29 protein-coding genes and 1 pseudogene are annotated in these 26,978 nt (G+C 42.4%); 8 read left to right on the top strand and 22 right to left on the bottom strand.

Translation table 11 applies throughout. The annotated features are described in order from the left end of the window. Positions 1 to 88 precede the first annotated feature (88 nt). Entirely contained in the window at positions 89 to 1,171 is a 1,083-nt protein-coding gene (locus tag DSY56_RS04185) for a M24 family metallopeptidase (RefSeq protein WP_112443986.1), read from the top strand. A gap of 17 nt (positions 1,172 to 1,188) precedes the next feature. Then, positions 1,189 to 1,395 (top strand): hypothetical protein, encoded by a 207-nt coding sequence (locus DSY56_RS12270; RefSeq protein ID WP_112443985.1) that lies wholly within the window; start codon positions 1,189 to 1,191, stop codon positions 1,393 to 1,395. Positions 1,396 to 1,470: 75 nt separating this feature from the next. On the opposite strand, the gene DSY56_RS04175 is transcribed toward DSY56_RS12270, so the two are convergent. The 8 genes from DSY56_RS04175 to DSY56_RS04140 all read right to left on the bottom strand — a co-directional run bounded on the left by DSY56_RS04175 (position 1,471) and on the right by DSY56_RS04140 (position 7,055). Further along, positions 1,471 to 1,932, bottom strand: coding sequence for an ECF transporter S component (locus DSY56_RS04175; protein WP_112443983.1), 462 nt, complete (start codon positions 1,930 to 1,932; stop codon positions 1,471 to 1,473). After that, complete coding sequence (locus tag DSY56_RS04170) at positions 1,910 to 2,683, bottom strand: bifunctional hydroxymethylpyrimidine kinase/phosphomethylpyrimidine kinase (protein ID WP_112443981.1); 774 nt, start codon at positions 2,681 to 2,683, stop codon at positions 1,910 to 1,912. Before DSY56_RS04170 ends, DSY56_RS04175 begins: the two co-directional genes overlap by 23 nt. After that, the gene (truA, locus tag DSY56_RS04165; protein WP_112443979.1) at positions 2,673 to 3,422 is read right to left on the bottom strand and encodes a tRNA pseudouridine(38-40) synthase TruA; all 750 of its coding nucleotides are present in this window, start codon (positions 3,420 to 3,422) and stop codon (positions 2,673 to 2,675) included. The genes DSY56_RS04170 and truA overlap by 11 nt, the downstream gene beginning before the upstream one ends. Positions 3,423 to 3,520: 98 nt before the next feature. After that, positions 3,521 to 4,672: an MFS transporter gene (locus tag DSY56_RS04160; protein ID WP_112443977.1), complete on the bottom strand. Its 1,152-nt coding sequence runs from the start codon at positions 4,670 to 4,672 to the stop codon at positions 3,521 to 3,523. A 125-nt stretch (positions 4,673 to 4,797) separates the two neighbouring features. Then, the gene (locus DSY56_RS04155) at positions 4,798 to 5,427 is read right to left on the bottom strand and encodes a Pr6Pr family membrane protein (RefSeq protein WP_112443975.1); all 630 of its coding nucleotides are present in this window, start codon (positions 5,425 to 5,427) and stop codon (positions 4,798 to 4,800) included. A 2-nt stretch (positions 5,428 to 5,429) separates the two neighbouring features. After that, complete coding sequence (locus DSY56_RS04150; protein ID WP_061750356.1) at positions 5,430 to 5,768, bottom strand: zinc ribbon domain-containing protein YjdM; 339 nt, start codon at positions 5,766 to 5,768, stop codon at positions 5,430 to 5,432. 130 nt (positions 5,769 to 5,898) lie between these two features. Next, positions 5,899 to 6,570, bottom strand: a complete 672-nt coding sequence (gene cmk / locus DSY56_RS04145; protein WP_112443973.1) for a (d)CMP kinase — start codon at positions 6,568 to 6,570, stop codon at positions 5,899 to 5,901. Between the two features lie 8 nt (positions 6,571 to 6,578). Next, the gene (locus DSY56_RS04140; protein ID WP_112443971.1) at positions 6,579 to 7,055 is read right to left on the bottom strand and encodes an SAG1386/EF1546 family surface-associated protein; all 477 of its coding nucleotides are present in this window, start codon (positions 7,053 to 7,055) and stop codon (positions 6,579 to 6,581) included. Positions 7,056 to 7,106: 51 nt separating this feature from the next. On the opposite strand from DSY56_RS04140, the gene DSY56_RS04135 reads away from it, so the two are divergent. Continuing rightward, a complete protein-coding gene (locus DSY56_RS04135; RefSeq protein ID WP_001824692.1) occupies positions 7,107 to 7,313 on the top strand; it encodes a ferredoxin in 207 nt (68 codons plus the stop codon). 50 nt (positions 7,314 to 7,363) lie between these two features. Here the strand turns inward: DSY56_RS04135 and DSY56_RS04130 are convergent, their stop codons facing one another. The 6 genes from DSY56_RS04130 to DSY56_RS04105 form a co-directional block, all read right to left on the bottom strand. Beyond that, entirely contained in the window at positions 7,364 to 8,329 is a 966-nt protein-coding gene (locus DSY56_RS04130) for a glycosyltransferase family 2 protein (protein WP_112443969.1), read from the bottom strand. A gap of 1 nt (position 8,330) precedes the next feature. Beyond that, positions 8,331 to 9,350, bottom strand: coding sequence for a UDP-glucose 4-epimerase GalE (galE, locus tag DSY56_RS04125; protein WP_112443967.1), 1,020 nt, complete (start codon positions 9,348 to 9,350; stop codon positions 8,331 to 8,333). 101 nt (positions 9,351 to 9,451) lie between these two features. Beyond that, positions 9,452 to 10,555: an NAD(P)/FAD-dependent oxidoreductase gene (locus DSY56_RS04120; protein ID WP_173302998.1), complete on the bottom strand. Its 1,104-nt coding sequence runs from the start codon at positions 10,553 to 10,555 to the stop codon at positions 9,452 to 9,454. 16 nt (positions 10,556 to 10,571) lie between these two features. Next, positions 10,572 to 11,369, bottom strand: coding sequence for a Nif3-like dinuclear metal center hexameric protein (locus tag DSY56_RS04115; RefSeq protein ID WP_112443963.1), 798 nt, complete (start codon positions 11,367 to 11,369; stop codon positions 10,572 to 10,574). Then, complete coding sequence (locus DSY56_RS04110; protein WP_112443961.1) at positions 11,356 to 12,033, bottom strand: tRNA (adenine(22)-N(1))-methyltransferase; 678 nt, start codon at positions 12,031 to 12,033, stop codon at positions 11,356 to 11,358. Before DSY56_RS04110 ends, DSY56_RS04115 begins: the two co-directional genes overlap by 14 nt. Before the next feature lie 101 nt (positions 12,034 to 12,134). Beyond that, complete coding sequence (locus tag DSY56_RS04105; RefSeq protein ID WP_055348133.1) at positions 12,135 to 14,471, bottom strand: cation-translocating P-type ATPase; 2,337 nt, start codon at positions 14,469 to 14,471, stop codon at positions 12,135 to 12,137. A 132-nt stretch (positions 14,472 to 14,603) separates the two neighbouring features. Here DSY56_RS04105 and DSY56_RS04100 point away from each other — a divergent pair, with 132 nt between their 5' ends. Further along, a complete protein-coding gene (locus tag DSY56_RS04100; protein ID WP_055348132.1) occupies positions 14,604 to 15,353 on the top strand; it encodes a lysophospholipid acyltransferase family protein in 750 nt (249 codons plus the stop codon). A 43-nt stretch (positions 15,354 to 15,396) separates the two neighbouring features. Here the strand turns inward: DSY56_RS04100 and DSY56_RS04095 are convergent, their stop codons facing one another. From DSY56_RS04095 to rpsO, 6 genes are all read right to left on the bottom strand, one after another. Then, positions 15,397 to 16,089, bottom strand: a complete 693-nt coding sequence (locus tag DSY56_RS04095; RefSeq protein ID WP_112443959.1) for an alpha/beta hydrolase-fold protein — start codon at positions 16,087 to 16,089, stop codon at positions 15,397 to 15,399. Then, a complete protein-coding gene (locus DSY56_RS04090; protein ID WP_112443957.1) occupies positions 16,070 to 17,080 on the bottom strand; it encodes an ABC transporter substrate-binding protein in 1,011 nt (336 codons plus the stop codon). Before DSY56_RS04090 ends, DSY56_RS04095 begins: the two co-directional genes overlap by 20 nt. Before the next feature lie 19 nt (positions 17,081 to 17,099). Beyond that, entirely contained in the window at positions 17,100 to 17,855 is a 756-nt protein-coding gene (locus DSY56_RS04085) for an ABC transporter ATP-binding protein (protein ID WP_112443955.1), read from the bottom strand. Between the two features lies 1 nt (position 17,856). Next, on the bottom strand, positions 17,857 to 18,903 hold the full coding sequence (locus DSY56_RS04080; protein ID WP_112443953.1) for a FecCD family ABC transporter permease: 1,047 nt from the start codon (positions 18,901 to 18,903) through the stop codon (positions 17,857 to 17,859). Between the two features lie 232 nt (positions 18,904 to 19,135). Next, on the bottom strand, positions 19,136 to 19,747 hold the full coding sequence (locus tag DSY56_RS04075) for a CadD family cadmium resistance transporter (RefSeq protein ID WP_112443951.1): 612 nt from the start codon (positions 19,745 to 19,747) through the stop codon (positions 19,136 to 19,138). A gap of 815 nt (positions 19,748 to 20,562) precedes the next feature. Then, positions 20,563 to 20,832 carry a 30S ribosomal protein S15 gene (gene rpsO / locus DSY56_RS04070; RefSeq protein WP_001018251.1) on the bottom strand — a complete coding sequence of 90 codons (270 nt, stop codon included), beginning with the start codon at positions 20,830 to 20,832 and terminating at the stop codon, positions 20,563 to 20,565. Between the two features lie 204 nt (positions 20,833 to 21,036). Here rpsO and DSY56_RS12715 point away from each other — a divergent pair. From DSY56_RS12715 to thrS, 3 genes and pseudogenes are all read left to right on the top strand, one after another. Further along, positions 21,037 to 21,410: pseudogene (locus tag DSY56_RS12715) on the top strand (hypothetical protein). Between the two features lie 256 nt (positions 21,411 to 21,666). Continuing rightward, positions 21,667 to 21,990 (top strand): MazG-like protein, encoded by a 324-nt coding sequence (locus DSY56_RS04055; protein WP_173270232.1) that lies wholly within the window; start codon positions 21,667 to 21,669, stop codon positions 21,988 to 21,990. Positions 21,991 to 22,043: 53 nt separating this feature from the next. Beyond that, entirely contained in the window at positions 22,044 to 23,987 is a 1,944-nt protein-coding gene (thrS, locus tag DSY56_RS04050) for a threonine--tRNA ligase (protein ID WP_112443949.1), read from the top strand. Between the two features lie 45 nt (positions 23,988 to 24,032). Here thrS and DSY56_RS04045 read toward each other — a convergent pair whose 3' ends face one another. Next, complete coding sequence (locus tag DSY56_RS04045) at positions 24,033 to 25,007, bottom strand: sensor histidine kinase (protein ID WP_112443947.1); 975 nt, start codon at positions 25,005 to 25,007, stop codon at positions 24,033 to 24,035. Next, a complete protein-coding gene (locus DSY56_RS04040; RefSeq protein WP_000548991.1) occupies positions 25,000 to 25,677 on the bottom strand; it encodes a response regulator transcription factor in 678 nt (225 codons plus the stop codon). The genes DSY56_RS04045 and DSY56_RS04040 overlap by 8 nt, the downstream gene beginning before the upstream one ends. Before the next feature lie 155 nt (positions 25,678 to 25,832). On the opposite strand from DSY56_RS04040, the gene DSY56_RS04035 reads away from it, so the two are divergent. Further along, positions 25,833 to 26,906, top strand: coding sequence for a DUF2974 domain-containing protein (locus tag DSY56_RS04035; protein ID WP_112443945.1), 1,074 nt, complete (start codon positions 25,833 to 25,835; stop codon positions 26,904 to 26,906). The last annotated feature ends 72 nt before the right edge of the window (positions 26,907 to 26,978 follow it).

The raw sequence follows: 26,978 nt of genomic DNA, 5'->3' as shown, positions 1-26,978 counted from the left end.
GGAGTTCTTTTTGTCTGTTATTTTACCCTTCTCCCTTGCATTTTCTCTCATTTTTTGCCAAAATAGAGGGGTAGAAAGAAGGTAGCATATGTCTAAATTACAACAAATCGTAACATATCTTGAATCAGAAAAACTAGACGTCGCTGTCGTATCTGACCCCGTCACAATCAATTACCTCACTGGCTTTTACAGTGATCCCCATGAACGTCAAATGTTCCTTTTTGTCCTAGCAGATCAGGAACCTCTCCTCTTTGTCCCAGCCCTTGAGGTTGAGCGCGCTACTAGCACTGTTTCCTTCCCAGTTGTGGGCTATGTAGATTCTGAAAATCCATGGCAAAAAATGAAACATGCTCTTCCACAGCTTGATTTCAAACGTGTCGCTGTTGAGTTTGACAATCTCATCTTGACCAAATACCATGGCTTGAAAATAGTCTTTGAAACTGCTGAGTTTGAAAACCTCACTCCTCGTATCCAACGCATGCGCCTCATCAAATCAGCTGATGAAGTGCAAAAAATGATGGTTGCAGGTCTCTATGCGGACAAGGCTGTTAATGTTGGTTTTGACAATATTTCTCTTGATAAGACTGAGACAGATATCATCGCCCAAATTGACTTTGCTATGAAGCGTGAAGGTTATGAAATGAGTTTTGATACCATGGTCTTGACTGGTGATAATGCTGCAAATCCACACGGTATTCCAGCAGCAAACAAAGTTGAAAATAACGCCCTTCTCCTCTTTGACCTTGGTGTTCTAGTCAACGGCTATGCGTCAGATATGACTCGTACGGTCGCTGTCGGCAAACCAGACCAATTCAAGAAAGACATTTATAACTTGACTCTTGAAGCCCAACAAGCTGCTCTTGACTTTATCAAGCCAGGGGTGACTGCCCATGAAGTGGATCGCGCTGCCCGTGAGGTCATCGAAAAAGCTGGTTACGGCGAGTACTTCAACCACCGTCTCGGTCACGGTATCGGTATGGATGTCCACGAATTCCCTTCTATCATGGAAGGAAATGACTTGGTTATCGAAGAAGGCATGTGCTTCTCTGTTGAACCAGGTATCTATATCCCTGGTAAAGTCGGTGTCCGTATCGAAGACTGCGGTGTTGTTACCAAGGATGGCTTTGACCTCTTTACAAGCACCAGCAAAGACTTGCTTTATTTTGATTAATATTCATCTAATACTCAATGAAAATCAAAGAGCAAACTAGGAAACTAGCCGCAGGTTGCTCAAAACACTGTTTTGAGGTTGTAGATAAGACTGATGAAGTCAGCTCAAAACACTGTTTTGAGGTTGTGGATAGAACTGACGAAGTCAGTAACCATATCTACGACAAGGCGACGTTGACGCGGTTTGAAGAGATTTTCGAAGAGTATAAAATCTTCCCACAATAAAACGCATAGTATCAAGGTTTTCAACACCTGATACTATGCGTTTTTCTTATTTGAAAGACTTTTGACTCAGCCTCATTACTTAATCTTCTTGATACTTTGACTAAGGATAAATCCTACAATCATCCCTACCATATTTTGCATGAAATTTGGTAAAATTTCTGGTAGGGCTGCAGCCCAGCCATTCATCAATGTAGAACCCAAGGCGTAACCCCCTACCATGGCAATCGTTGCTAAGATAAGGCCTAACCACTGAGTTTTTCCTTTAAATCCTGCGAAAAATCCCTGCAAGCCATGGTTGACCAAGCTAAAGAACATCCACTGAGGATAGCCTGATAAGAGGTCAATCAAGAAACCTGCTAATCCTCCGACTACAACCCCTTCACGACTACCAAAGTAGAATGCCGTAAAGAAAACACCCGCATCTAAGAGAGTTAGAATTCCTGTCGGTGTTGGAATTTTTAAGAAATAGCCTAGAACCACAGAAAGGGCGGTTAATAGGGATACAAGGGCGATTTTAGTTGTTTTGGTTTGCTTCATATTGTCTTACTCCATACTGATCTGATTGTGCAATAGCACGATAAACGAAAGCCTTAGAGCTTTCTACTGCTGGTAAAAGTTCATTACCTTTAACCAAGTGACTGGCAATGCTAGAGGCAAAGATACAACCTGCGCCAGCGTTTTGGCCTTGAATGACAGGATTTTCTAAGAATGTAAAGTTTTGTCCATCATAAAAGACATCTACAGCCTTGTCCTGACTAAGGCGATTACCTCCCTTGATAATGACTGCTGGTGCTCCTAAGTCATGCAATTTCTGTGCTGCAGCCTTCATATTTTCCAAGGTTTTAATTTCCTGACTTGCCAATAATTCTGCTTCAGGAAGATTAGGCGTAATCACGCTGACATGAGGGAAAAAGCGAATCAACTCTTGACAGAGTTCACTAACTGCTACGTCGTGCGTTTCCTTGCAGACCAAGACAGGATCCAGCACCACAGGCACTCCTGGACGTTGCTTGATAAAGTTCAAGGCCTTCTCAGCCACACTGACAGTAGGAAGAAGACCAATCTTAATCCCTGCAAACTCCACATCACGCAAGCTATCTAATTCATGTTGAAAAATGGTATCGTCAGTTGGAAAGACTTCAAAGCCTTTTTCCGTCAAGGCTGTCAAACAAGTCACTGCTACAAAGCCATGCAAGCCGTTTAGGGTATAGGTAGCCAAATCTGCTGATAAACCACCACCACTAAAAATATCATTTCCTGAAAGTGCTAAAATACGATTATTCTTCATAACGAATCTCCTTTAAATACAAGCCGTTTGGTGCTGCTGTTGGACCTGCAAGTTGCCTGTCCTTTTTCTCCAAGATTAGGTCAATCTGCTCTACTGGCATTCGGTTGTTTCCGATTTTGAGCAGTGTCCCCACCATATTGCGAATCTGCTTATACAAGAAGCCATTTCCTGAAAAGGTAAAGGTCAAAAACTGGCCTGTCTCATCAACCCTGAGACTAGCTTCTGTGATGGTGCGAACCTTATCCTCCACACTGGTTCCAGAGGCTGTAAAGCCTGTAAAATCATGTATTCCCTCTAACTTTTTGATTGCCATCTGCATCCGTTCCACATCAAGCGGATAGGGAAAGTGGGTGGCATAGTGACGGCGCATGGGATTTTTGGGACGCCCTCTATCCACGATAAACTCATAAGTCTTGCTATGCTTAGCATAACGACAATGAAAATCATCTGCCACAAGCTCAATCGAAATCACATCAATATCTTCAGGGGACTGGGTATCCAAAGCAAAACGGAGCTTCTCCTCATCCATCTGATAGGGCAAGTCAAAATGAATAACCTGTCCCAAGGCATGAACCCCACTATCAGTCCTACCAGCACCGTGAACAGTAATAGCTTGCCCCTTATTTAACATGGTCAAGGTTTTTTCAATTTCTTCCTGAACGCTACGCGCATGAGGCTGGCGCTGAAAACCAGCAAAGGCGTAACCATCATAGGAAATAGTTGCTTTATATCTCGTCATAACTTCTATTTTATCAAGAAATTAATCTGTAGACAAGGTTCTAAAATAAATATTGTCTGGGTACAAAAAACTCAAAAGAAAAACCTAGGAAACCAATCCTAAGCTCTCTTTTGAAGTAGGTACATGACAAAGATAGAGGTTACAATCAACCAACATCCTAAGATACTAAAGACCAACATCCCATTGTGAGTCATCAAGCCAATCGCACCTAGAACGAATGGAGTCGTAAAGGCTCCGAAACTACAGCCTAATACAGCAAATGAAGTGGCTTGATTGAGGAGTTTAGCTGGAATTCTTTCAGAAACCAGTTGAAAGACCGTCGTCAAGGCTACACTGTAGGCAAAACCAGCCAGAATACTTCCTGCCACTACCACCCACAAGGATGGAGACAAGGCAATCACGATTTGCCCTAAGCCGAAGGTAATACCAGACCAGAGGAGCAATTTTTCCTTAAAGATAGAAATCAAGAAAGAAAAACTCACCCCAGCCACAATCCCGATCAACTGCATGATACTAAGAACAAAACTAGATAACTGGGCATCTCCAAGTCCTCTTTCCACCATCAAACTTGGAATACGAATAGTAATAGCCGTATTGGTACAAACTACAACTGCCGCTTCAATAGCTAGGATAAAAATCAAACCTTTCATTTCTCGAGTTAAGCGACTTACTTCCTTCGCTTTTTTCTTGACTTCTTTCTTTTCCTTTCCATAAGGGACAAAAAGCAGATAAAGGATCAGCACCAAAAATCCAGCACTATAGGCTAAGAAAGTAGCTGTCCAACCAAAGGCTAACAACTGGCCGACTGCCAAGGTAATGAGAGAAGCTCCAACAACCTCTGCAGAGCCACGTAGCCCTAGCATCTGAATTCTCGTTTTTCCTTGATAGCGTTCACTGATAATAGAAATGGCCTTGGCATTGATCATCCCGAGACCCAAACCAAAAAGAATCCGAGTTCTAAAGACAAAGGGGTAGGCTTGATACCAAAAGGGAGCCGTCCCGCTCAGTGATAAAATCAGCAAGCCCAAACTAATCTGTAAGCGCTCAGTGAATATTTTTTCTAAAAAACCATTTAGTAATAACATCATCATGATTCCAAAGGAAGGCAAGCTAGCCAAGAGCTCAATTTGTTCCTTAGGATAGCCTTGATAATAGTCAAACATGGCTGGCAGAGCACTCGAGATGGAAAAGGATGTAATCAAAACGAGGGAGAGAGCCAAAATACTGGCCCGTTCTAAAAATTGTTTCATGAAATCTCTTTCTATATTTCTCTTAATCTTCTGTCTCTTTTGATAGTTAGCAAAAAAGCAAGAAAAGAAGAAGCCTCATTAGTATATAGACTCCTTCTTAAACTAGAAAATGAATCCCTTGTGTATCAGGATGACTTTCTCTTGATTTGCTTAATAAAGTAGAAAATAAATCCTGCCACCATATAGGCAACAAAGATAATCAGACACCACTTGAACACGACATCCCAACCCTTGTTCACATTCAAAAAGAAGTAAGGGAAAGGATTATCCTTGGCATTTGGAATATTGAGTTTTAGAACCAAGCCATTAAAAAGAGCAAACATCATATACAGCAAGGGTAAAATCGTCCACACAATTGGATCCCAAATCTTGTATTGACCCTGTTTGTCAAACAAGAGGGTATCTGCGAAAAACCAGAGGGGAACGATATAGTGGCAAAGGAAATTTTCTAGGGTATAGAAATTAGTCGCAATAGGCGCTAAGAGGAAATGGTAAATCACACAGGTAATCATGATACTCATGGTGACCCCACCTTTTAAGCGCAAGAGACTTGGTCTTTGCCAGTTTTCACCTAAACGGCTCATAACCTTTAGAAGATAGAGGGTAAAAATAGTTACCAAGAGGTTGGACAGAACCGTGTAATAGAGAAGCATCCCAAAACCACCATGCTTGGTAATTTCAAGATAAACTCCCGTAAAAGCCGCTAGAAACAAGAAGATACGGCTATAAAATACAAGTTTATAGTGCTTGGACATACTTAAATCTTCTTCACAAACTCTGATTTGAGTTTCATGGCACCAAAACCATCAATCTTACAGTCGATATTGTGGTCGCCTTCTACGATGCGGATATTTTTCACGCGCGTCCCTTGTTTCAAATCTTTTGGCGCACCTTTTACCTTCAAGTCCTTGATGAGAGTTACTGTATCACCGTCAGCCAATTTATTTCCGTTGGCATCGATAGCGACAAGGCCCTCTTCTACATCTGCAACTTCAGTAGGATTCCACTCATAAGCACACTCTGGGCAAACCAGTAGGGCACCGTCTTCGTAAACATACTCTGAGTTACATTGTGGGCAATTTGGTAAGTTGTTCATGGTTTCTCCTTATCATCATTCACTATTCTTTGAAAATCAAAATTTCTCGAACAGCAACTATTATACCCTAAAATCAGCATTTTGACAAATTTAGAAAAAAACCGATATCCATCTATCGGCTTTTCTACATTTACATTCTTTTTTCAGCTTCTGCTTTGATTTTTTCAACTACTTCTTGAATGTTCAAACCAGTTGTATCAAGGTAGACAGCATCCTCTGCTTGTTTAAGAGGAGAAGTCTCACGATGACTATCCTTGTAGTCACGCGCAGCAATTTCCTCTTTTAAAGTTTCAAGGTCTGTTTCAATTCCCTTGGCAATATTTTCCTTGTAACGACGCTCTGCTCTTTCATCTACCGAAGCTACTAGGAAAATTTTCAATTCTGCTTGTGGCAATACAACCGTTCCAATATCGCGACCATCCATGACAATCCCGCCTTGCTGGGCAATTTCTTGTTGGAGAGAAACCAGTTTCTCACGCACTTCAGGAATTGCTGCAATAGCAGAAACATGATTGGTTACTTCATTTTCACGGATAGGATGGGTAATATCCACATCTCCTACAAAGACAAGCTGTTCCCCAGTTTCTGAACGCCCAAAACTAATTGGATGCTGGTCCAACAAGGCTAGAAGTGCTTCAACCTCTTCTACTCCTAACTGGTTTTGGAGAGCCATATAGGTCGCTGCGCGATACATGGCACCTGTATCTAGGTAGGTGTAGCCAAAGTCCTTGGCAATAATCTTTGCGACCGTACTCTTACCACTGGAAGCAGGACCGTCAATAGCAATTTGAATTGTTTTCATATCGGCTCCTATTTTATTTTTATAACATCACCTGGATTAGCAAACCAAGACCCTGTAGCCATGTGCCCAGGATTCAAGGCCTCTAACTGAGCAATGGAGATTCCTGCACGAGCGGCAATAGCTGCTTCCCCTTCTCCTGCGAGAACTTTAATCGTTCCTTCAGGATTAGTAGCTTCTTCTGAACTACTAGAAGTAGATTCTGGCTCTGAACTCTGCTCAGGCTGGGAACTGCTTGAAGATGAGACTTGTACTACACTTGCATCAGAATCATGAAAATCTTTCAAGGCTGCTGTGCGATTACTCCCCCCCGATGATAGATAGATGAGAACGATGACCATCACCACCACAATTACAAAGAAAATACTAGCTAGAATCGTCAAGACACGGTTGGCCATCCTATCAGCCCCTCCGTGGTTTCGATGCCGACGCTCTGCTCTTGATTCTTCTTGATCATAAATATCTTCTTGCCACGGTTCTTTTTCCATACCCTACTCCTTGTTTTTTTTTACTTTTCTTATTACAATATAAATATGAACATGAAAATCACACTTATACCTGAACGATGTATCGCCTGTGGGCTTTGCCAAACTTATTCTGATTTATTTGATTACCACGATAATGGAATCGTGCGTTTTTACGATGATCCTGACCAGCTGGAAAAAGAAATTTCTCCTAGTCAGGACGTCTTAGAGGCTGTTAAAAATTGCCCAACTCGCGCCCTGATCAGAAACCAGGAAGCCTAAATCAATGACGATAATCCACTCCCTCTAGTTTAGCATATTTCCATGTAAAATTATAGTCTTTTCACTTTATTTTTTTCTGTAAAATCAGGAAGGTCACTTTTTTCTTTGATAAGATAAAGTGGTCTTTTTTTAGTCTCTAGATAAATCTTACTAATATACTTGCCGAGAATCCCAATGGTCAAGAGTTGAATGCCTCCAAGAAAGAGAATAACAGCCATCAGAGAGGTCCAACCTGATGTTGGATTCCCCAAAACGAGGGTCCGAACCACAACAAAAAAAGTCATAAGTAGAGAAATAAAACAAGATAGGAGGCCAGCTACGAAGGCTATAATCAGGGGGAAATCTGAAAAATTAACAATCCCTTCAATGGAGTAGAAAAAGAGTTGCCTAAAACTCCAACTGGTCTTGCCGGCCTGCCTTTCGACATTAGGATAGTCCAGATAGTAGGTTTTAAAACCGACCCAGGCAAAAAGTCCTTTAGAAAAACGATTGGACTCGGTCAAGCTTAAAATGGCATCGACTACAGACCTTCTCATCATGCGAAAATCACGAACACCTGAGGGCAAGGCTACTGGGCTAATTTTTTGCATAAGGCGGTAAAAGAGATCTGCACAGAAACTGCGAAAGAAGGGTTCTCCCTCTCGACTGGTTCTTCGTGTTCCTACGCAGTCCAAGTCTGCATTCTGGTCTAGTAAATTTTTCATCTCAAGCAACATACTCGGAGGATCCTGGAGGTCTGCATCCATTACCACCACCAGATCTCCTGTCGCATATTGTAAGCCTGCATACAGAGCTGCTTCTTTGCCAAAATTTCGCGAGAAAGAAAGATAATGCACTGCCGGATTTTGTTCCCGATAGGCCTTTAAGAGTTCCAAGGTTCCATCGCTTGAGCCATCATCGACAAAGACATACTCGATTTCTGTTTCCAAATCAGGAATCAAATCTTCCAAAGCCTGATAAAAAAGAGGAAGTACTTCCTCTTCGTTTAAACAGGGGACTATGATTGACATCACCATCTTAGTCTTCAAATCCATTTGGATGCTTACTTTGCCAACGCCATGCGTCTTCACACATTTGGGTGATGCCTAATTCTGCTTCCCAGCCCAGTTCTGCTTTGGCTTTTGCAGGATCTGAATAGCAGGCTGCGATATCCCCTGGGCGACGGTCTACGATGCGGTAAGGAATTGGACGTCCCACTGCTTTTTCCATATTTTGGATAATTTCAAGAACTGAGTAGCCTTTACCTGTTCCAAGGTTATAAACGTTTAGACCTGAGCCTTTTTGGATTTTTTTCAGAGCTGCAACGTGACCTTTAGCCAAGTCAACAACGTGGATATAGTCACGAACACCAGTTCCGTCTTCCGTATCGTAATCGTCTCCAAATACTTGCACTTGCTCTAATTTTCCAACGGCTACCTGAGTCACATATGGCAAGAGGTTGTTTGGAATACCGTTTGGATTTTCTCCCAAATCACCACTCTCATGGGCTCCGATTGGGTTAAAGTAACGAAGCAAGACCACATTCCATTCTGAATCTGCCTTGTAGATATCTGTCAAAATTTCCTCTAGCATGAGCTTGGTACGACCGTATGGATTGGTCACTGAAAGTGGGAAATCTTCCAAGATGGGCACTGTATGCGGATCTCCGTACACTGTCGCAGAAGAACTGAAAATGATGTTTTTACAGTTGTTTTCTTCCATAGCTTTCAAAAGGCTAACAGTTCCAGCGATATTATTGTCATAGTAGGCAAGAGGGATACGGGTAGATTCACCGACAGCCTTCAAGCCAGCAAAGTGAATGACCCCTGTTGGTTCTTCTTGCATGAAAATATCTCTGAGGGTATCTGTGTCACGGATATCTGCCTCATAGAAAGGCACTTCAACTCCTGTAATTCTCTCAACAACTTCTAAACTTTTTCTGTTACTATTCACAAGGTTATCCACCACAACAACCTGATGACCTGCTTGGATTAACTCAATAACAGTGTGGGTTCCGATAAAACCTGCTCCACCCGTTACCAAAATCTTTTCTTGCATCTTCTTTCCTCGATTCTCGGATTATTTTTTCTTATTTTACCATTTTTGATAGGGAATGTCATTTGCCATCCTAGAGGGTAGGATAAAATTTCAGTAAAATTTTATTCGTTTTTTAGTCGCTTGACATAGTTTTCAATTGGGTAGTTTGCTGGGTCTAAGGTCAACTCCTTGTCTTGGATCAGTTGAGCTAGATGGTAACCGATAATAGGCCCCGTTGTGAGGCCTGATGAACCTAGTCCACTAGCAGCATAGACACCTGCTAAGCCAGGTACTTGCCCAAAGAAAGGTGAGAAATCACTGGTATAGGCACGGATTCCCACACGCTCAGCTCTTGAAGTCGCTCTAGCTAAAACTGGATAGTGAGGTAAGGCTGCCTCCTTCATTTGTTGGAGCAAGGTTTCATCTACCGTCAAATCAAATCCCATATCATTTTCATGGGTAGCGCCTAGAGATAATTTCCCACCTGCAAAAGGAATCAAATCCCACTCCCCTTCTGGCATAACAACAGGGTAAGCTTCCATATCTTGGGCAAGTTGATAATCTCGGAGTTGCCCCTTTTGGGGACGAACATCTACTTCATAACCTAAAGGCTCTAACAGGTGTCCCAACCAAGCTCCCGTCGCCAAAATAACCTGATCAAACACCTCTTCGCCAATCTGGTAACCTGATGCTAAAGGTGTCAGAGTCACTTTTTCTTTGACCAGCTTGACCTGACCGGCTTCCAGCAAACGAGTCACTAAGAGTTGACCATCTACTCTCGCTCCACCAGAAGCATAGAGCAGGTGGTCAAATCCCTGCAAGTCAGGGAATAATTCATTGGCTGATGCTTGGTTCAGAATGGCTAACTGGCCTATCAAGGGAGATTCTTCTCTACGCTGGAGGGCTAGTTGATAGAGTTCTTCCAACTTGGATTCATCTCTTTTCAGGAGAAAGACTCCCGAACGTTGGTAAAAGTCGATTTCTTGCCCTGACTTGTCTAAATCAGCTAATAAATCCACATAAAAGTCAGCCCCCAAGCGCGCCATTTTGTACCAGGCCTTATTGCGGCGTTTGGAAAACCAGGGGCTGATAATTCCTGCTGCGGCCTTGGTAGCCTGACCTTGTCCATGGTCAAAAACGGTCACCTCTAGGTCACTTTCTTTCGAGAGGTAGTAGGCTGCTGTTGCACCTACAATTCCTGCTCCGATAATGGCAACTTTTTTCATTGTCTTCACTTTCTAACTAGATATGGTGGAAAGGATTGGTCGATGCTTGACTAGGTAAAATCTCTAGTTTCCAGCCTTTTTCCTCTTTCCATTGATTAAGAAGCTCTGCAATTTTTTCTACAAAAAGTACTTCGATATAGTGTCCTGGATCCAGTGCTAACAAGCCATCAGACAGCATATCCTGAGCAGTATGGTAGTAAATATCACCAGTGATATAGACATCTGCCCCTTTTTCTAAAGCATCCTTATAGAATGACTGCCCACTGCCACCACAGATGGCCACTCTTGAAATAGGCTTCTGTAAATCAGTCTCTTGATAATGCACCAATCGAAGGCTATCTAAACCAAAGACTTGCTTGACATTCTGGGCCAATTCCCCAAATGTCTGAGGCTGAACATTTCCAATACGACCTATCCCACGTTCAGATCCTGTCTCCTGCAGATAAGTCGTCTCTTCAATGCCTAGCATCTGGCAGAACCAGTCATTAAGGCCATTTTCAACGATGTCAATATTGGTATGGCTGACATAAACTGCGATGTCATGCTTGATGAGGTCGATATAAATCTGATTTTGCGGACGGCTAGCTACCAAGTCCTTGATAGGACGGAAAATCGGCGCGTGCTTGACAATAATCAAGTCCACACCCTTTTCAATGGCTTCAGCCACTGTTTCTTCACGAATATCCAGAGCAACCATGACACTTTGGATATCCTTGTCCAAAGTGCCAATTTGCAGACCACGACTGTCTCCCTCCATGGAAAATTCCTGAGGACAATAAGCTTCATATCGGTTAATGACTTCACTTGCTAGCATGGAGAACCTCCTTGATGGCTTGAATTTTATCTACTAGAACTTGACGTTCTTCCAAATTTTTTTCAGGGATTTGTCCGAGGGCAAACTCTAGCTTAACAGATTCTTTTTGCCATTTTTGGACAAATACTGGACTGACTTCTTTGGACAAAAAAGGACCAAAGCGAACATCGCTGGCTGATAACTTCATTTGTCCTGCTTCCACCACCAAAATCTCATAAAACTTACCAGCTTCTTCTAGAATGCTTTCTGCCACAATCTGAAAGCCATTGTCTTGCAACCAAATACGCAAATCGTCTTCACGATTATTGGGCTGGAGGATCAATCGTTCTACATTAGCTAGCTTGTCCAAGCCTTCTTCTAATATCCTAGCAATCAAGCGTCCGCCCATACCAGCAATGGTAATGACAGACACTTGGTCTGCCTCTTCAAAAGCTGCCAAGCCATTGGCTAAACGAACCTGGATTTTCTCCTTTAGGCCGTGACTTTCAACATTTTTGACCGCAGACTGATAGGGACCTTCCACAACCTCACCTGCAATGGCACTTTTGATTTGTCCTCTTTCGACCAAGTCGATAGGCAGATAAGCATGGTCACTCCCCACATCGAGTAAAATGGCTCCCTGTGGCACAAAGGAAGCCACTAATTCTAATCTCTTTGAAATCATTTTCTCTCTCTTTCCAAAACTCTATTACCTCTTATTATACCACATTTCAGCTGGCAATCTTGTACCTAAAAAGACCGCAATCCACAGATTACAGCCTTTCTTTATTTTCTGGCTTGATAGCGACTAGTCAGGATGAAAATCACGGTAAAGACCAACATCATGACACCATAAACAGGTAATGTTTGTCCTGTTAAGGTGGAGATTTCAAGCAATTTTTGAATTCTTGGGAAGAGAGCTGTGGCTAGGAAGCCTCCTATTGACCAAACAATCAAGAGGACACGCCATAGGGTAAATGGCATGCAGGCTCTAAATACAGATAAGAAACCAATTGACCCCAAGAGATAATAGAGTAGAGTTGAAATTTCTAACTCAGACCAACCTTGGCTACTTCCAAATATTTTCACAAAAAGAACGCTGAACACAACCATGAGAGCACTTGGTAGAGCACGAAGCATGGATCTTCTGAGGAAGTTTGGCTCGACAGGTTTGATATTTCGCTCAAAAGTCAGAACGAATGGTGGGAAACCTTCCACAAACTGGTCAATCATGGTAATCTGGATTGGAATAAAGGGGAAAATCAAGATCCATTCAGACCGTCCCAGAAGAGCACTGGCAATACAGATGACCGCTAATAGGAAAGAATAGATGGTCTTAATCAAGAAAATCGGGGCGATATGGGCAATGTTATTGACTACGCGACGACCTTCAAAGAGAATCTCAGGAACATCATTAAAGTCAGAGTTCAAGAGAACCAGATTGGCAATCTGACGAGTCGCAGGATCCCCCTCCGCCATTACGATAGAACAATCCGCCTCACGAAGGGCCAAGATATCATTAACTCCATCCCCTGTCATAGCTGTTGTATGCCCCGCTTTTTTCAGTGTTTGGATGATGAGTTTCTTTTGATGAGGGGAAACACGTCCGAAAATAGCTGTCTCCTCAGCCATAGCAACCAATTCCTCATCCGTGATTTTGGAGCAATCTACATAGCTATGGTAGTCCGCAAAACCAGCCTTCTGGGCAATGCTGGATACCGTAACTGGATTGTCTCCAGAGATAATCTTGAGCCCCACTTCCTGAGAACGGAGATAGTCCAGCGTCTCTGCCGCTCCCTCTCGAATCGGGTCCAAGATTTCCAGCAAGGCTAGAGCCTGAATATCAGAAGGTTTCTGCTGCTTGTGATGGTCTAATTTCTCCTGACTGAGAGCTAAGACCAAGACACGTGACCCTCTCTCCAAGGCCTCTCTGGCTTCGAGGACTTCAGAGCCCAGCAACATCTCAGGCGCCCCTAAGAACACTGTCCCCAAACCTTCTAACTCCATGGCTCCCCACTTGCGGTCGCTTGAGAAGGGAAGATTCGAAAGCACAGGATAAGCTACTTGGCCTTGGAATCGCTGGCGAATGGCTTGGGCTGTTGGATTTTTATCCTCACTATGGGCCATATAGCTGGCCAAGATGCTAGCAAGCGCTGACTCTCCATACTCTTCGGTCAGCGGAAGAACCGCCTCCACCTGCATCTTTCCTTGGGTGATGGTGCCTGTCTTATCCAGACAGAGCATATCCACGCGCGCCAAGGTCTCAACAGAGTATATCTCCTGCACCAAGACCTTTTTCAGACCCAGCTTAATCACCGCTGTCAAGAGCGAAGTAATGGTCAAAAGGGCAATTCCCTTGGGCAACATTCCCAGAAGGGCTGTCGACGAATTTACAACGGACGACTTAAGAGGTAGGCCTTTCAATATCAAGGCTTCTAGCAAGAGAGCCAGACCAAAAGGAATGATAATCTTCCCAGTAAAACCAGCTAGCTTATCCAACGATTTCATGATACGAGAGTTGATTGGTTTAACGGTCTTGGCTTCCAGCATGAGTTTGGCAGCATAGTTGTCTGCACCGACATGATGGACACGAGCTAAAACTGACCCACTAGCCAAGAAACTCCCTGACAAAAGCAAGGTATCCACTTCCTTTTGCACCAAATCACTTTCCCCCGTCAACATGGCTTCATTGACTTCCGCAAAGCCTTCCAAAACCAAGGCATCACTGGGAATCTGCTCTCCAGCAGACAGACGAATGACATCTCCTAACACCAATTCTTCAGGATTAAGAGCAACTTCCTGACCATCACGAATAGTCTTGACCTTTTCCTTGGTCATGAGATTGAGCTTGTCCACCATGTGTTTGGCCCGTAGCTCGGTCACAATTCCAGAAAAAGCGTTAAAGCAGATAACGGCAAAGAAGACCAGATTGCTCCAAGCCTGCACAAAGGCAAGGGCCAAAGCAATGGCAAAGTTCAAAGCGTTAAAAAGGGTAAAGACATTTCGTTTAACGATTTGCCAAGTGCTGGTACTGGCCGAAGCAGTAAAATCATTGACCAAGCCCTTAGCCTGTCTTTCCTCGACTTCTCTTTGGGTTAATCCCATAATCTTATTTTTATCCATAAGTTCTATCATATCATTTTTTCTAAAAGAATTCTAATCTCATCCCAAATATGCACCTGTTCAAGGGAAAAGTTTGCCAGCCCTCCTTTGATAAGGTATAATAATAACAAGAAAAGAATCGAAGGAGATCGCATGTTTTATACTTATTTACGTGGATTAGTTGTCTTGCTCCTATGGTCCATCAATGGCAATGCCCACTATCATAATACTGATAAAATTCCTAATCAAGATGAAAATTATATTCTGGTTGCCCCTCACCGCACCTGGTGGGATCCTGTTTACATGGCTTTTGCGACCAAGCCAAAACAGTTTATCTTTATGGCCAAAAAAGAGCTCTTTACCAACCGTATCTTTGGCTGGTGGATTCGTATGTGTGGTGCCTTTCCTATCGACCGTGAAAATCCTAGCGCCTCAGCCATCAAATACCCTATCAATGTTCTCAAAAAAAGTGACCGCTCTCTCATCATGTTTCCAAGTGGGAGCCGTCACTCAAACGATGTCAAGGGTGGAGTTGCCCTGATTGCCAAGATGGCCAAGGTCCGTATCATGCCGGTTACCTATACAGGTCCCATGACTTTGAAGGGCTTAGTTAGCCGTGAACGTGTCGATATGAACTTTGGAAATCCAATCGATATCTCAGATATCAAGAAAATGAATGATGAAGGCATTGAAACAGTCGCCAATCGCATTCAAACAGAATTCCAACGTCTGGACGACGAAACGAAACAATGGCACAATGATAAAAAACCAAATCCACTCTGGTGGTTTATTCGCATCCCTGCTCTCATCCTTGCCATTATCCTCGCTATCCTAACTATCATCTTTAGCTTTATCGCAAGCTTCGTATGGAATCCAGATAAAAAGAGAGAAAACCTTGCTTAAATAAATACAAGAATCCCTTGGCAAAAGCCAAGGGATAAATCTTTTATTCGATTTTCCATTTTTGAGCCAACCAATTGGAAAAGGCTAGGAATCGTTCAACCACTTGTTCGTGGTGTCCATAAGGATCAAAGACAAACTGACCGTTCGGATAGCGTTTCTGAAGACTGGTATGGATTTGCTCAGCATAGGCCGGTGCTTGAGCCAAGCGATTGGTATGATGGGCTCCTTCTGTTTGACCGTTCTGTAAATACAGCAAACAGTCTAGATTTTTCACTGTCTCTGCCTTGCAGTAAGTCGCAAAATCAGGATACCAAAAGGAACCGCAGATGGAGAAGACACAGGAAACCTTGTCAAAGCTGAAAAGACTGTAGACTGCCACCAAACCACCTAGTGAATAACCTCCATAAGCAAGGCGATTTTTATCCAAGCGATAAAGCGACTGCAGCTTATCTAAAAGACCTCCAAATAAATGATCATGATAGACGTTGGCCTGACCTCCAAAATCTGGAGCTCCATCTCTCAGAGCCGATGTCGCCCAGGGAGTGTAGTCGTCTAAGCGATTTTTAGAGGTCAAGCCCACTAAAATCACAGATTCTGAAAGGGCCGATAAGAAGCCCAAGTTTCCATCATTCAATAAAATAGCCGGATAGATTTGATTGGGGTCGTAGTTAGAAGGAAGGCTGATTTTGACTTGAATTCCTTCCCAGTCAAACTCATTATTTATTGATAAAGTCATTGATTTTCTCAAGGGAATCAATCACTGCTGGACCATAGTCCATCAACTCATCGTAAGAGATGGTCATGATTTTTTGATTCTTAATAGCAGGAACGCTTTCCAAAACAGCATTTGCCTTCATCAACTCTACTGCTTTTTCATCCAATTTTTTATTACGGTCGCTGGTCACATAGATAATCAATTCAGGATCCATTGACACGAGATTTTCCAAGGTCAAGCCTGATGTTCCCGTAGCAACGTTTGTATAACCAAGTTGGTTCAGTAAACTTTCTTGCAAAGCAGACTTGTAGGCACCAAAGGTTTCATCATTATAAGCAACCATAATCAAAGCCTTTTTCTTTTCACCTTGGCTTGCTAGATTTGCTTTCTTAACAGCATCAATTTTAGTTTGTAATTGGGCTGCGTATTCATTGGCCTTGTCCTGAACATTAAAAATCATTCCAAGATTTTTGACATCTTCTACGATATTCCCCAAATCTTGCTGAATTGTTGAGAGAGAAGCTTTTTGCGTATAGACTGGGATTTTGTTTTCATTCCAAGTGCTAACTGTCCCCAAGGATTTTTCAGAAAACATCATATTTCGACCCATCACAGCGTCTGGCTCATAAGAAAGGACTGTCTCTTGTGAGACTGTTTTTTTATCCCCGATTTGAGGAATAGTTGCAATCGCGTCCTTGTATTTGTCCGTCACAGCATTGTCTGGATTGAGCATGCCAACAATTTTATCCTTCAATCCCAACTCCAATAAGATTTCAGTGGTTGAAAGATTGTTGGTGATAACTTTTTCAGGTGCCTTGTCAAAGACTTGTTCGACTTCATTTCCTTTAGCATCATAAGTTTTGATATTTAACGGATAAGTCGTCTCTGTGCTGGCCTTTTGACTTGTTTCTGCGCTTGATTGTGTCGTAGCTTTTTCAGTGGTAGTATTGCCACAAGCTGCCAAAGTTAAGGTAGCTACTGTTACGAGTAAAATGCTTAGTGTTTTTTTCATCTTGTTTTCCTTTTCTTTCTTATAAATAGTGAATCATAGCTTGCTGATCCTCGGTCCAAGTCACCTGACTTTGAACTCCGTATACAGTTTGCAATGACTCAGGGGTGATAGTCTCCTTTGGAGTCCCTTGGTAAAGGATTTCTCCCTCTTTCATCAGATAGAGATAATCCGAATAGCGACAAGCAAGTTGAATATCATGTAGGACAGCTAGAACATTGACCTTGAGATTTTTCACAATGGCCAACAAGTCTAGCTGATACTTGATATCCAGATGATTGGTTGGTTCGTCTAGGAGCAAGAGAGTCGGTTCTTGGGCCAAGGCACGTGCTAACAAGACTCGCTGTTTCTCTCCCCCTGACAGGGACGAATAGAGACGAGTTTTCTTCTCGAGCATATCCACCTTAACGAGAGCATCTTGAACGAGCGCATAATCCCTTTCCCTTTCCTTTTGTAGAAAAGAGAGGTGGGGAGTTCTTCCCAGCAAGACGATTTCCTCAACTGTACAATCAAACTGCAACTGATTAAACTGGGTCACAACTGCCATTTGCTTGGCTGTTTCTTTGAGCGTCCATTGTTCCAGCGGCTTTCCATCTAGGCTTATCAAGCCTTTGTCCACCTTTTCTTGGCGGTAGAGGAGTTTAAGTAGACTGGTTTTTCCACTTCCATTTGGCCCTAATATCGTGTGAAATTGATGCCCCTCAACCTTAAGAGAGACTCCTTTGAGGATTTTTTTCTCACCTAGTCCAAAATGGATATCCTGACAAATCAAGTCCATATCAGATCCTCACCTCCCTTCGCCTACCTCCAACAATGTAGATAAAGAAGGGAGCGCCTACTAAGGCTGTAAAAATACCAATAGGAAGCTCTGCGTTTGGAATGATGATACGAGAGAGTACGTCTGCCCAAATGACAAAGAGGGCACCTAGCAAGGTTGCAACAGGAAAAAGCCTCTTGTAATTCGTTCCTACTAACCCTCGAGCTAAGTGAGGAGTAATCAGACCGACAAAACCAATAATCCCACAGGTTGCCACTAAGACTGCTGTCAGCACAGCCACCATGGTCACATAAAGATACCAATAAAAGCGTAAGGGAATTCCCAAAGTTAAAGCAGCCTCATCTCCCATCATCATTGCATTGAAAACACGATACTGAGTAGAGAAAAATAGAAAGGCTATTCCTACTACTATAGTTGGCAGGACCAAGTCTGCCCAGGAAGTCCCAGCGAGCGATCCCATGGTCCAAAACTTAATGGTCATCACACTATCCGCATTAGCGCCAATTGAGATAATAAAGTTTGAAAAAGCCAGAAAGAGAGCATTGACCACGGTTCCTGATAAAATCAGACTAGAAGTCGTCATCCTTCCCTGCATAGAGGCAATGATGAGGACAGCAATTGTTGCCAAAATAGCTCCAAGAAAAGCTCCAAGGCTAATCATCACTTTTAAACCAAGAATGATGCTCAAGGTTGCTCCTAGAGTTGCACCCGCAGAGATTCCTAAGACATAGGGCTCAGCGATGGGATTGTTCACTGTGGACTGCATCACACTACCACACATAGAAAGGCCTGCTCCTACTATCAGACCTAACAATACTCGAGGGAATCTCATGTTCCATACAATGGCAAGAGTAGACTTGGAAACCTCTCCTATCTCAAGAGGAAATCCCAACCTGCTCAAAATAATCCGATAGGTATCTCCTAGTTCAATCGCAACAGATCCCATTGAAACTGCTAGAAAGAGAGAAATCCCTAAAATACCTAGCAAAACAACCAAAAGTAACACAAATTGCTGGTCTTGTCGGCTTCCAAAAAATTTGGAAAGCATGCAAACCTCCTTTGATAGAATCTTAAAAATTTAGAAAATTCTCATAAAAAGTATACCATATTTTCAACAATGGAACAAGATGAGAAAATAAATATAGTTGGTCTTACAGCGCTAATACTCATAACCGAAGATTATACTTGAGTATATCGATGTAAGGCGACAACGTAAAAAGCCCTCTGAAGTCAGAGAGCTAATTTGAGATTAGGATAAAATTCTAGTGAAACAAAAAAATCTACACGGTCAGAAAAGTCTCTATCGTGCCATTTTCATACATGATGTATAGTCCAAGTACAATGAATACTAAGGGCACAATGATTCGCTCGTATTTTTCAATTGTCTCGAATATTAACGGAATAGAGGATAACACCCGACTAATCTCGCATAAGATAATTATGCCGATTACAAACACAAGCAAGGCCACGAGGGTCTGTGACCAATCTAACGAAGCAAAATAAGGTATATAGATACCTAAATTATCTCCGCCAGACGCAATTGTCAGCAATGTAACTGTCCAAAACAGTTGATTTGCCTTGCTTTGTTCTAATCTTTCAATAATTTCTTCCTCTTCTTCCTCACCTTCTCCAACAATTGCAAAGCGAATCCCTAAATAGATAGGGATTAAACCAAGCAATCCAACCATCCATTCTTCAGGCACGAAATTAACGACATAAGCAGCAACTAAACTCGCCCCTACAAGTAAGCCTGTGCCTAGATATTGCCCCGCATAAATATGCCATTTTTGTTTATTCTGTGATAGCTGTGCAAATAAAATAAATAAAATAATTAAATAATCGATACTGGTGGAAATATAAACACCAATAGCAGATATGATTGTCTGTCCCATAAAAAACCTCCTGTATTGGTCAGTAATAAATCAGCAGATTTTAGGAGAGCACAGACACATTAATTTAGCTATCGCTAGTGGGTAATTTCGAACATAGGAAAGCATTTTACTCCTCCTCAAAACGTAGTTACAAAGTAATTTCTAACTGGAATTCGATGATTACTTCCATGTAAAGTATAACATACTATACTTTACTTCGTAAAGTGTGGGCTCTCCGAAGGGGCTTGCAGACAGCTACTCGGCTTTTCAAGCCGAGTAGCTACGCACCTTCATGGTGTCATTAGCTGATACCATTTGAGGTTTTTGTAGTCTCCAAAATTGTGACCGATAAAACCTCAATAAAAAAGCCCTCTGAAAATCAGAGAGCTGATTTGAGCTCGGGCTAAAATCCTAGTGAAAAAGATGAAACTCCTTGTGTTCATCGAACACTGTGTCATTTCCCTGTTTTCATACGGATTTCTTACGCCCTTAGCATCATAATTCTTGCTGGATAAACCGTTTATAGACTAGGCGGTAAGCCGAAGATTGTACAAAATTTTTAGTGAAACAAAAAAATCTCCCCGAAGGGAGATCATTCTGGTTTATTTTACCTTACAGTGCTAGGAACTGTAACCGAAGATTATACTTGAGTATATCGAAGTAAGGTAACAAAAGTAAAAAAGCTACCCAATTTAGAGTAGCTTCATTATCAAGATATGCTCAATTGAACACGGCCTAAGCACTTGGCAAAAAAGATAAAATCTCCTAGAAACTGAAGTTTCTTCGTCAATTTTCCTATTTTTGCTTTGTGCTTTTGACGGCCTTTGTATCTTGAATTAACGACGAAGTCCTAGAGAGTTAATTAACTCACGGTAACGGTTAACGTCGTTTTTACGCAAGTATGCAAGCAAGTTACGACGGCGACCGATTTTCTTCATCAATCCACGGTAAGTAGCGTGGTCTTTTTTGTGTTGTTTGATGTGTTCGTTAAGGTGGTTGATTTCCCAAGTAAGGACAGCAACTTGAACCTCTACTGAACCTGTATCACCTTCGTGACGTGCATATTGTGCGATAATTTCATTTTTTTTCTCTTTTGAGATTGCCATGATGTTTCTCCTTTTTATTTGGCTTCATCCGAGTGACAGGTTGGCATGCCTGTAACCAAGAAGAAGTTATTTGTCTTTACGACATTCACTATTCTACCAATAACTAACTTCTTTGTCAACAGATTTACTTTCTTGTTTTAAATATGCTATAATAATCATAGCAAGAAATATAAGTTGTCTGTTTTTTAAAACGAGGTGATTATCATGCCTAGATTCTATTCCCATCTCCCCTACTATCTGGTCATATTTTTCTTTTATTGGCCACTTTATCAGTTGTTATCACTAATTATTTCTGACCCCCTTTTGCTCAAGAGTCTCTACGTAAATAATCTTCTCTTCTTTACACCTCTGGTAATCTTGATTGTATCGTTACTCTATAGCTACCGTTTCCGTTTCTCACTTTGATGGTTAGTTGGTAACGGACTGCTCTTTTACTTTACTATCATAACCTTTGGTGAGTTTATACTAATTTACTTGCTAATCTATGAAACAGTTGCTCTGGTCGGCATGGATTCTGGTATTAGCATCAAGCATATTCTACAAAAATGAAAAACAAAAAACTTTCACAAAATCCTTGAAAAATCTCACAATCATGCTATAATAATCCATAGAGACAAGTCACTTAGTCCCTTTCTACTAGAGAGTGCGTGGTTGCTGGAAACGCATAGAGAGCCTAAACTGATACTACTCTTGAGTTTTTTATGAAAACATAAAACGGTGGCCACGTTAGAGCCAATCAGAGGTGTCCCTCTCTTTTGAGGTACATAAATGAAGGTGGAACCACGTTGCGACGTCCTTTCGAGGATGTCGCAATTTTTTATGAGGAGGCTAACTATGGAGTTGCAAAAATTAGTGGAGCGCTGTGGGGCAATCCGACAAGCTTATCACGAACTGGAAGTTAAGCATCATGATTCCAAGTGGACGGTAGAAGAAGACCTCTTGGCTTTGTCTAATGATATTGGAAATTTCCAACGATTGGTGATGACAAAGCAAGGACGCTACTATGATGAAACACCCTACACACTGGAACAAAAACTTTCAGAAAATATCTGGTGGCTAGTAGAACTTTCTCAACGTCTGGATATAGACATTCTGACGGAAATGGAAAACTTCCTCTCTGATAAAGAAAAGCAATTGAACATTAAGACTAGGAAGTAGTCTGCAAAAAAGTCAATGCTTAAAAACTATGAAATAATAAAAAGGAGAACATCATGATTAACATTACTTTCCCAGATGGCGCTGTTCGTGAATTCGAATCTGGCGTTACAACTTTTGAAATTGCCCAATCTATCAGCAATTCCCTAGCTAAAAAAGCCTTGGCTGGTAAATTCAACGGCAAACTCATCGACACTACTCGTGCTATCACTGAAGATGGAAGCATCGAAATCGTGACACCTGATCACGAAGATGCCCTTCCAATCTTGCGTCACTCAGCCGCTCACTTGTTCGCCCAAGCAGCTCGTCGTCTTTTCCCAGACATTCACTTGGGAGTTGGTCCAGCCATCGAAGACGGCTTCTACTACGATACTGACAATACTGCTGGTCAAATCTCTAACGAAGACCTTCCTCGTATCGAAGAAGAAATGCAAAAAATCGTCAAAGAAAACTTCCCATCTATTCGCGAAGAGGTGACTAAAGACGAGGCGCGTGAAATCTTCAAAAATGACCCTTACAAGTTGGAATTGATTGAAGAACACTCAGAAGACGAAGGCGGTTTGACTATCTATCGTCAGGGTGAATATGTAGACCTTTGCCGTGGCCCTCACGTCCCATCAACAAGCCGCATCCAAATCTTCCACCTTCTCCATGTAGCAGGTGCTTACTGGCGTGGAAATAGTGATAACGCTATGATGCAACGTATCTATGGTACAGCTTGGTTTGACAAAAAAGACTTGAAAAACTACCTCCAAATGCGTGAAGAAGCTAAGGAACGTGACCACCGTAAACTTGGTAAAGAGCTTGATCTCTTCATGATTTCTCAAGAGGTTGGTCAAGGGCTTCCATTCTGGTTGCCAAACGGTGCGACTATTCGTCGTGAGTTGGAACGCTACATCGTTGACAAAGAGTTGGCTTCTGGCTACCAACACGTCTACACTCCACCTCTTGCTTCTGTTGAACTTTACAAGACTTCTGGTCACTGGGATCATTACCAAGAAGACATGTTCCCAACTATGGATATGGGTGACGGGGAAGAATTTGTCCTTCGTCCAATGAACTGCCCACACCACATCCAAGTCTTCAAACATCATGTTCACTCTTACCGTGAGTTGCCAATCCGTATCGCTGAAATCGGTATGATGCACCGTTATGAAAAATCTGGTGCCCTCACTGGTCTTCAACGTGTGCGTGAAATGTCGCTCAACGACGGTCACCTCTTCGTAACTCCAGAACAAATCCAAGAAGAATTCCAACGCGCCCTTCAGTTGATTATCGATGTTTATGAAGACTTCAACTTGACTGAATACCGCTTCCGCCTCTCTCTTCGTGATCCTCAAGATACTCACAAGTACTTTGATAACGATGAGATGTGGGAAAATGCTCAAACCATGCTTCGTGCAGCCCTTGATGAAATGGGCGTGGACTACTTTGAAGCCGAAGGTGAGGCAGCCTTCTACGGACCAAAATTGGATATTCAAGTTAAGACCGCTCTTGGAAAAGAAGAAACTCTTTCTACTATCCAACTTGACTTCTTGCTTCCAGAACGCTTCGACCTCAAATACATCGGAGCTGATGGTGAAGAGCACCGTCCAGTGATGATCCACCGTGGGGTTATCTCAACTATGGAACGCTTCACAGCTATCTTGATTGAGAACTACAAGGGTGCCTTCCCAACATGGCTTGCACCACACCAAGTAACCCTCATCCCAGTTTCTAACGAAAAACACGTGGACTACGCTTGGGAAGTGGCGAAGAAACTCCGTGACCGCGGTGTCCGTGCAGATGTAGATGAGCGCAATGAAAAAATGCAGTTCAAGATCCGTGCTTCACAAACCAGCAAGATTCCTTACCAATTGATCGTTGGGGACAAGGAAATGGAAGACGGAACAGTCAACGTTCGTCGCTACGGTCAAAAAGAAACACAAACTGTCTCAGTAGATGATTTTGTTCAAGCTATCCTAGCTGATATCGCCAACAAATCACGCGTTGAGAAATAAGAGCCTATCACAAAAGCCTCCGGTTGGAGGCTTTTTCCTCTATTCTCACTCAAGGACTAAGTTCACTTGAGCAAACCGAATCCTTACTGTCGTTCCTTTTCCGACCTCAGACTCGATACGAATCTGGTGCCCCAGTTCTTCAGAAATTTTCTTAGATAGATAAAGTCCAAGTCCAGATGACTGCTGGGTTAGGCGACCATTATATCCTGAAAAGCCACGTTCAAAGACTCGGATGACATCACTATTTTTTATCCCGATTCCCGTATCTTTGATACAGAGCTCCTGACCTTCCATATAAATCTCCAGACCACCTTCCTTGGTGTACTTGAGACTGTTTGAGATAATTTGCTCAATAACTACTAGCAACCACTTCTTATCCGTCACGATTTCTTTATCAAGGTCATGTAGATTGACATTTAAGCCTTTTTGAATAAAGAAAAGAGCATATTTACGAAGTGTTTCCTTGACCAGATCCTCAATTTGAACTTGCTTTAAGACCAAATCATCATGGAAACTTTCTAAACGCAGGTACTGCAAGACTAGATTGGTATAGGAATCAATCTTGAAAATTTCCTGTTCTAATTGCTGCTTCAGTTGGCGATCGGCTACTTCTGCAACTAAGAGTTGACTGGCTGCAATGGGGGTCTTTATCTGATGGACCCACAAGGTATAGTAATCCAGCAAATCCGTCAGTTTTCTTTCTGAATCTGACCTCTGTTGATAGAGTTCCATCTCACGCGCTTCTAATTTTTCAGCCAAGGCTCTTTCCAAAGGAGACTGAGCTTCCCTCTCCCCATAGAGAATTTCCTGGCGATAGACCTGCATTTCCACCAATATGTCCCAAGTGAAAAATAAGATGGTTACAAAGCAACACAGCAGGAAAAAGTAGAGAAAGTAAATTCCCAAACTTGCGAATAAAAACTGAAAGAGCAAAACCAGAAACGTCAAAGAAATCAGATAGACAAACAGACGACTACGGGAACGCAGATAGGCTAGAAAAAATTGTTTCCAATCAAGCATGCTTCAGTCCGTACCCTATCCCTTTCTTGGTCTCGATAAATCCTACCAAGCCCTGCTCTTCCAACTTTTTACGCAAACGAGCCACATTGACAGAGAGGGTATTATCATCAATGAAAAAGTCACTGTTCCAAAGCTCCCGCATGAGGTCGTCACGCGCTACAATATTGCCCGCATGCTCAAACAAAACGCGTAAAATCTGAAATTCGTTCTTGGTCAAATTTAAGACTTGGCCTTGATAATGTAAATCCATGGATTTGGTATTGAGGATCACACCGGCGTATTCCAGTAAACTCTCGTCACGCCCAAACTCATAGGAACGGCGTAGCAAGCCCTGAACCTTGGCTAAAAGAACCTGCTGGTCAAAAGGCTTGGTCACAAAGTCATCCGCCCCCATATTGATTGCCATGACAATATCCATAGCCTGGTCTCTCGAAGACAGAAACATGATGGGGACCTTGGAAATCTTGCGAATCTCCTGACACCAGTGATAACCATTAAACAAGGGCAAGCCAATATCCATGAGGACCAGATGAGGCTCCGACTGAACAAATAGACTCAAAACTTCCATAAAGTCTTCTACCAGAACCACTTCAAATCCCCATTCAGAGAGCATTTTCCCGACCTGTTGACGAATGACCTGATCATCTTCTACTAATAAAATCTTGTGCATCTGATTCTCCTTTTCTATTATTATAACAGATTTTTCCATGCTCGAAGGTCTGAAACTGAATTTGAAAGAGCTTGTTTTTAGCCAACAAAGTGAGCCAATCCTACTAGCTAATTTGAGGAAAATTTGATAAGATAAATAAAAAGAAAGGAGCTCTTATGGCCAATATTTTTGATTATCTGAAAGATGTCGCACACGATTCCTTTTACGACCTTCCTTTAAATGAATTAGATATTTTAGCCTTAACAGAAACCACCTACCTCCCCTTTGATAATCTGGTCTCCACAGCTCCTCAGCGACTTTTAGAACTGGCTCCTCAGGTTCCAAGAGAATCTAACATGTTGACCAGCAAAAATCGCCTCCAGCTATTAGATGAACTAGCTCAACACAAACGTTTCAAAAATTGCAAACTCTCCCATTTTATCAACGACATCGACCCTGAGCTGCAAAAGCAGTTTGCGGCTATGACCTACCGCCTCACTCTCGATACCTATCTGATTGTCTTTCGTGGGACAGATGACAGTATCATTGGCTGGAAGGAAGATTTCCACCTAACCTATATGAAGGAAATTCCTGCTCAAAAGCACGCCCTTCGCTATTTAAAGAACTTTTTTGCCCACCATCCTAAGCAGAAGGTCATTCTGGCTGGGCATTCCAAGGGAGGAAATCTAGCCATCTATGCTGCTAGTCAAATTGGGAAAAACTTGCAAAATCAAATCACAGCTGTTTATACCTTTGATGCGCCTGGTCTCCACAAAGAACTGACACAAAGCGAGGGCTATCAAAGGATAATGGATAGAACCAAGGTCTTCATTCCACAAGGTTCCATCATCGGTATGATGTTGGAAATTCCTGCCCACCAAATCATCGTGCACAGTACTGCCTTAGGTGGTATTGCCCAGCACGATACCTTTAGTTGGCAGATTGAGGACAAGCACTTCGTCCAGCTGGATAAGACCAACAGTGATAGCCAACAAGTCGACACTACCTTCAAAGAATGGGTAGCCACAGTCCCTGATGAAGAACTCCAGCTCTATTTCGACCTCTTCTTTGGCACCATTCTTGATGCTGGGATTAGCTCCATCAATGACCTGTCTTCCTTAAAGGCGCTTGAACACATTCATCATCTCTTTGTCCAAACTCAATCCCTCACCCAAGAAGAAAGGGAAACCATAGGACGCCTTACCCAGTTATTGATTGATACCCGTTACCAAGCCTGGAAAAATAGATAAAAAGCTTATGATAAGGTAATACTCTTCGAAAATCTCTTCAAACTACGTCAGCGTCGCCTTACCGTACTCAAG

Origin of the sequence: Streptococcus sp. 596553 (assembly GCF_900411395.1) — a bacterium.
In the GTDB taxonomy this organism is placed as follows: Bacteria; Bacillota; Bacilli; order Lactobacillales; family Streptococcaceae; genus Streptococcus; species Streptococcus mitis_BA.
This window is presented reverse-complemented; position numbering and strand designations above follow the sequence as displayed.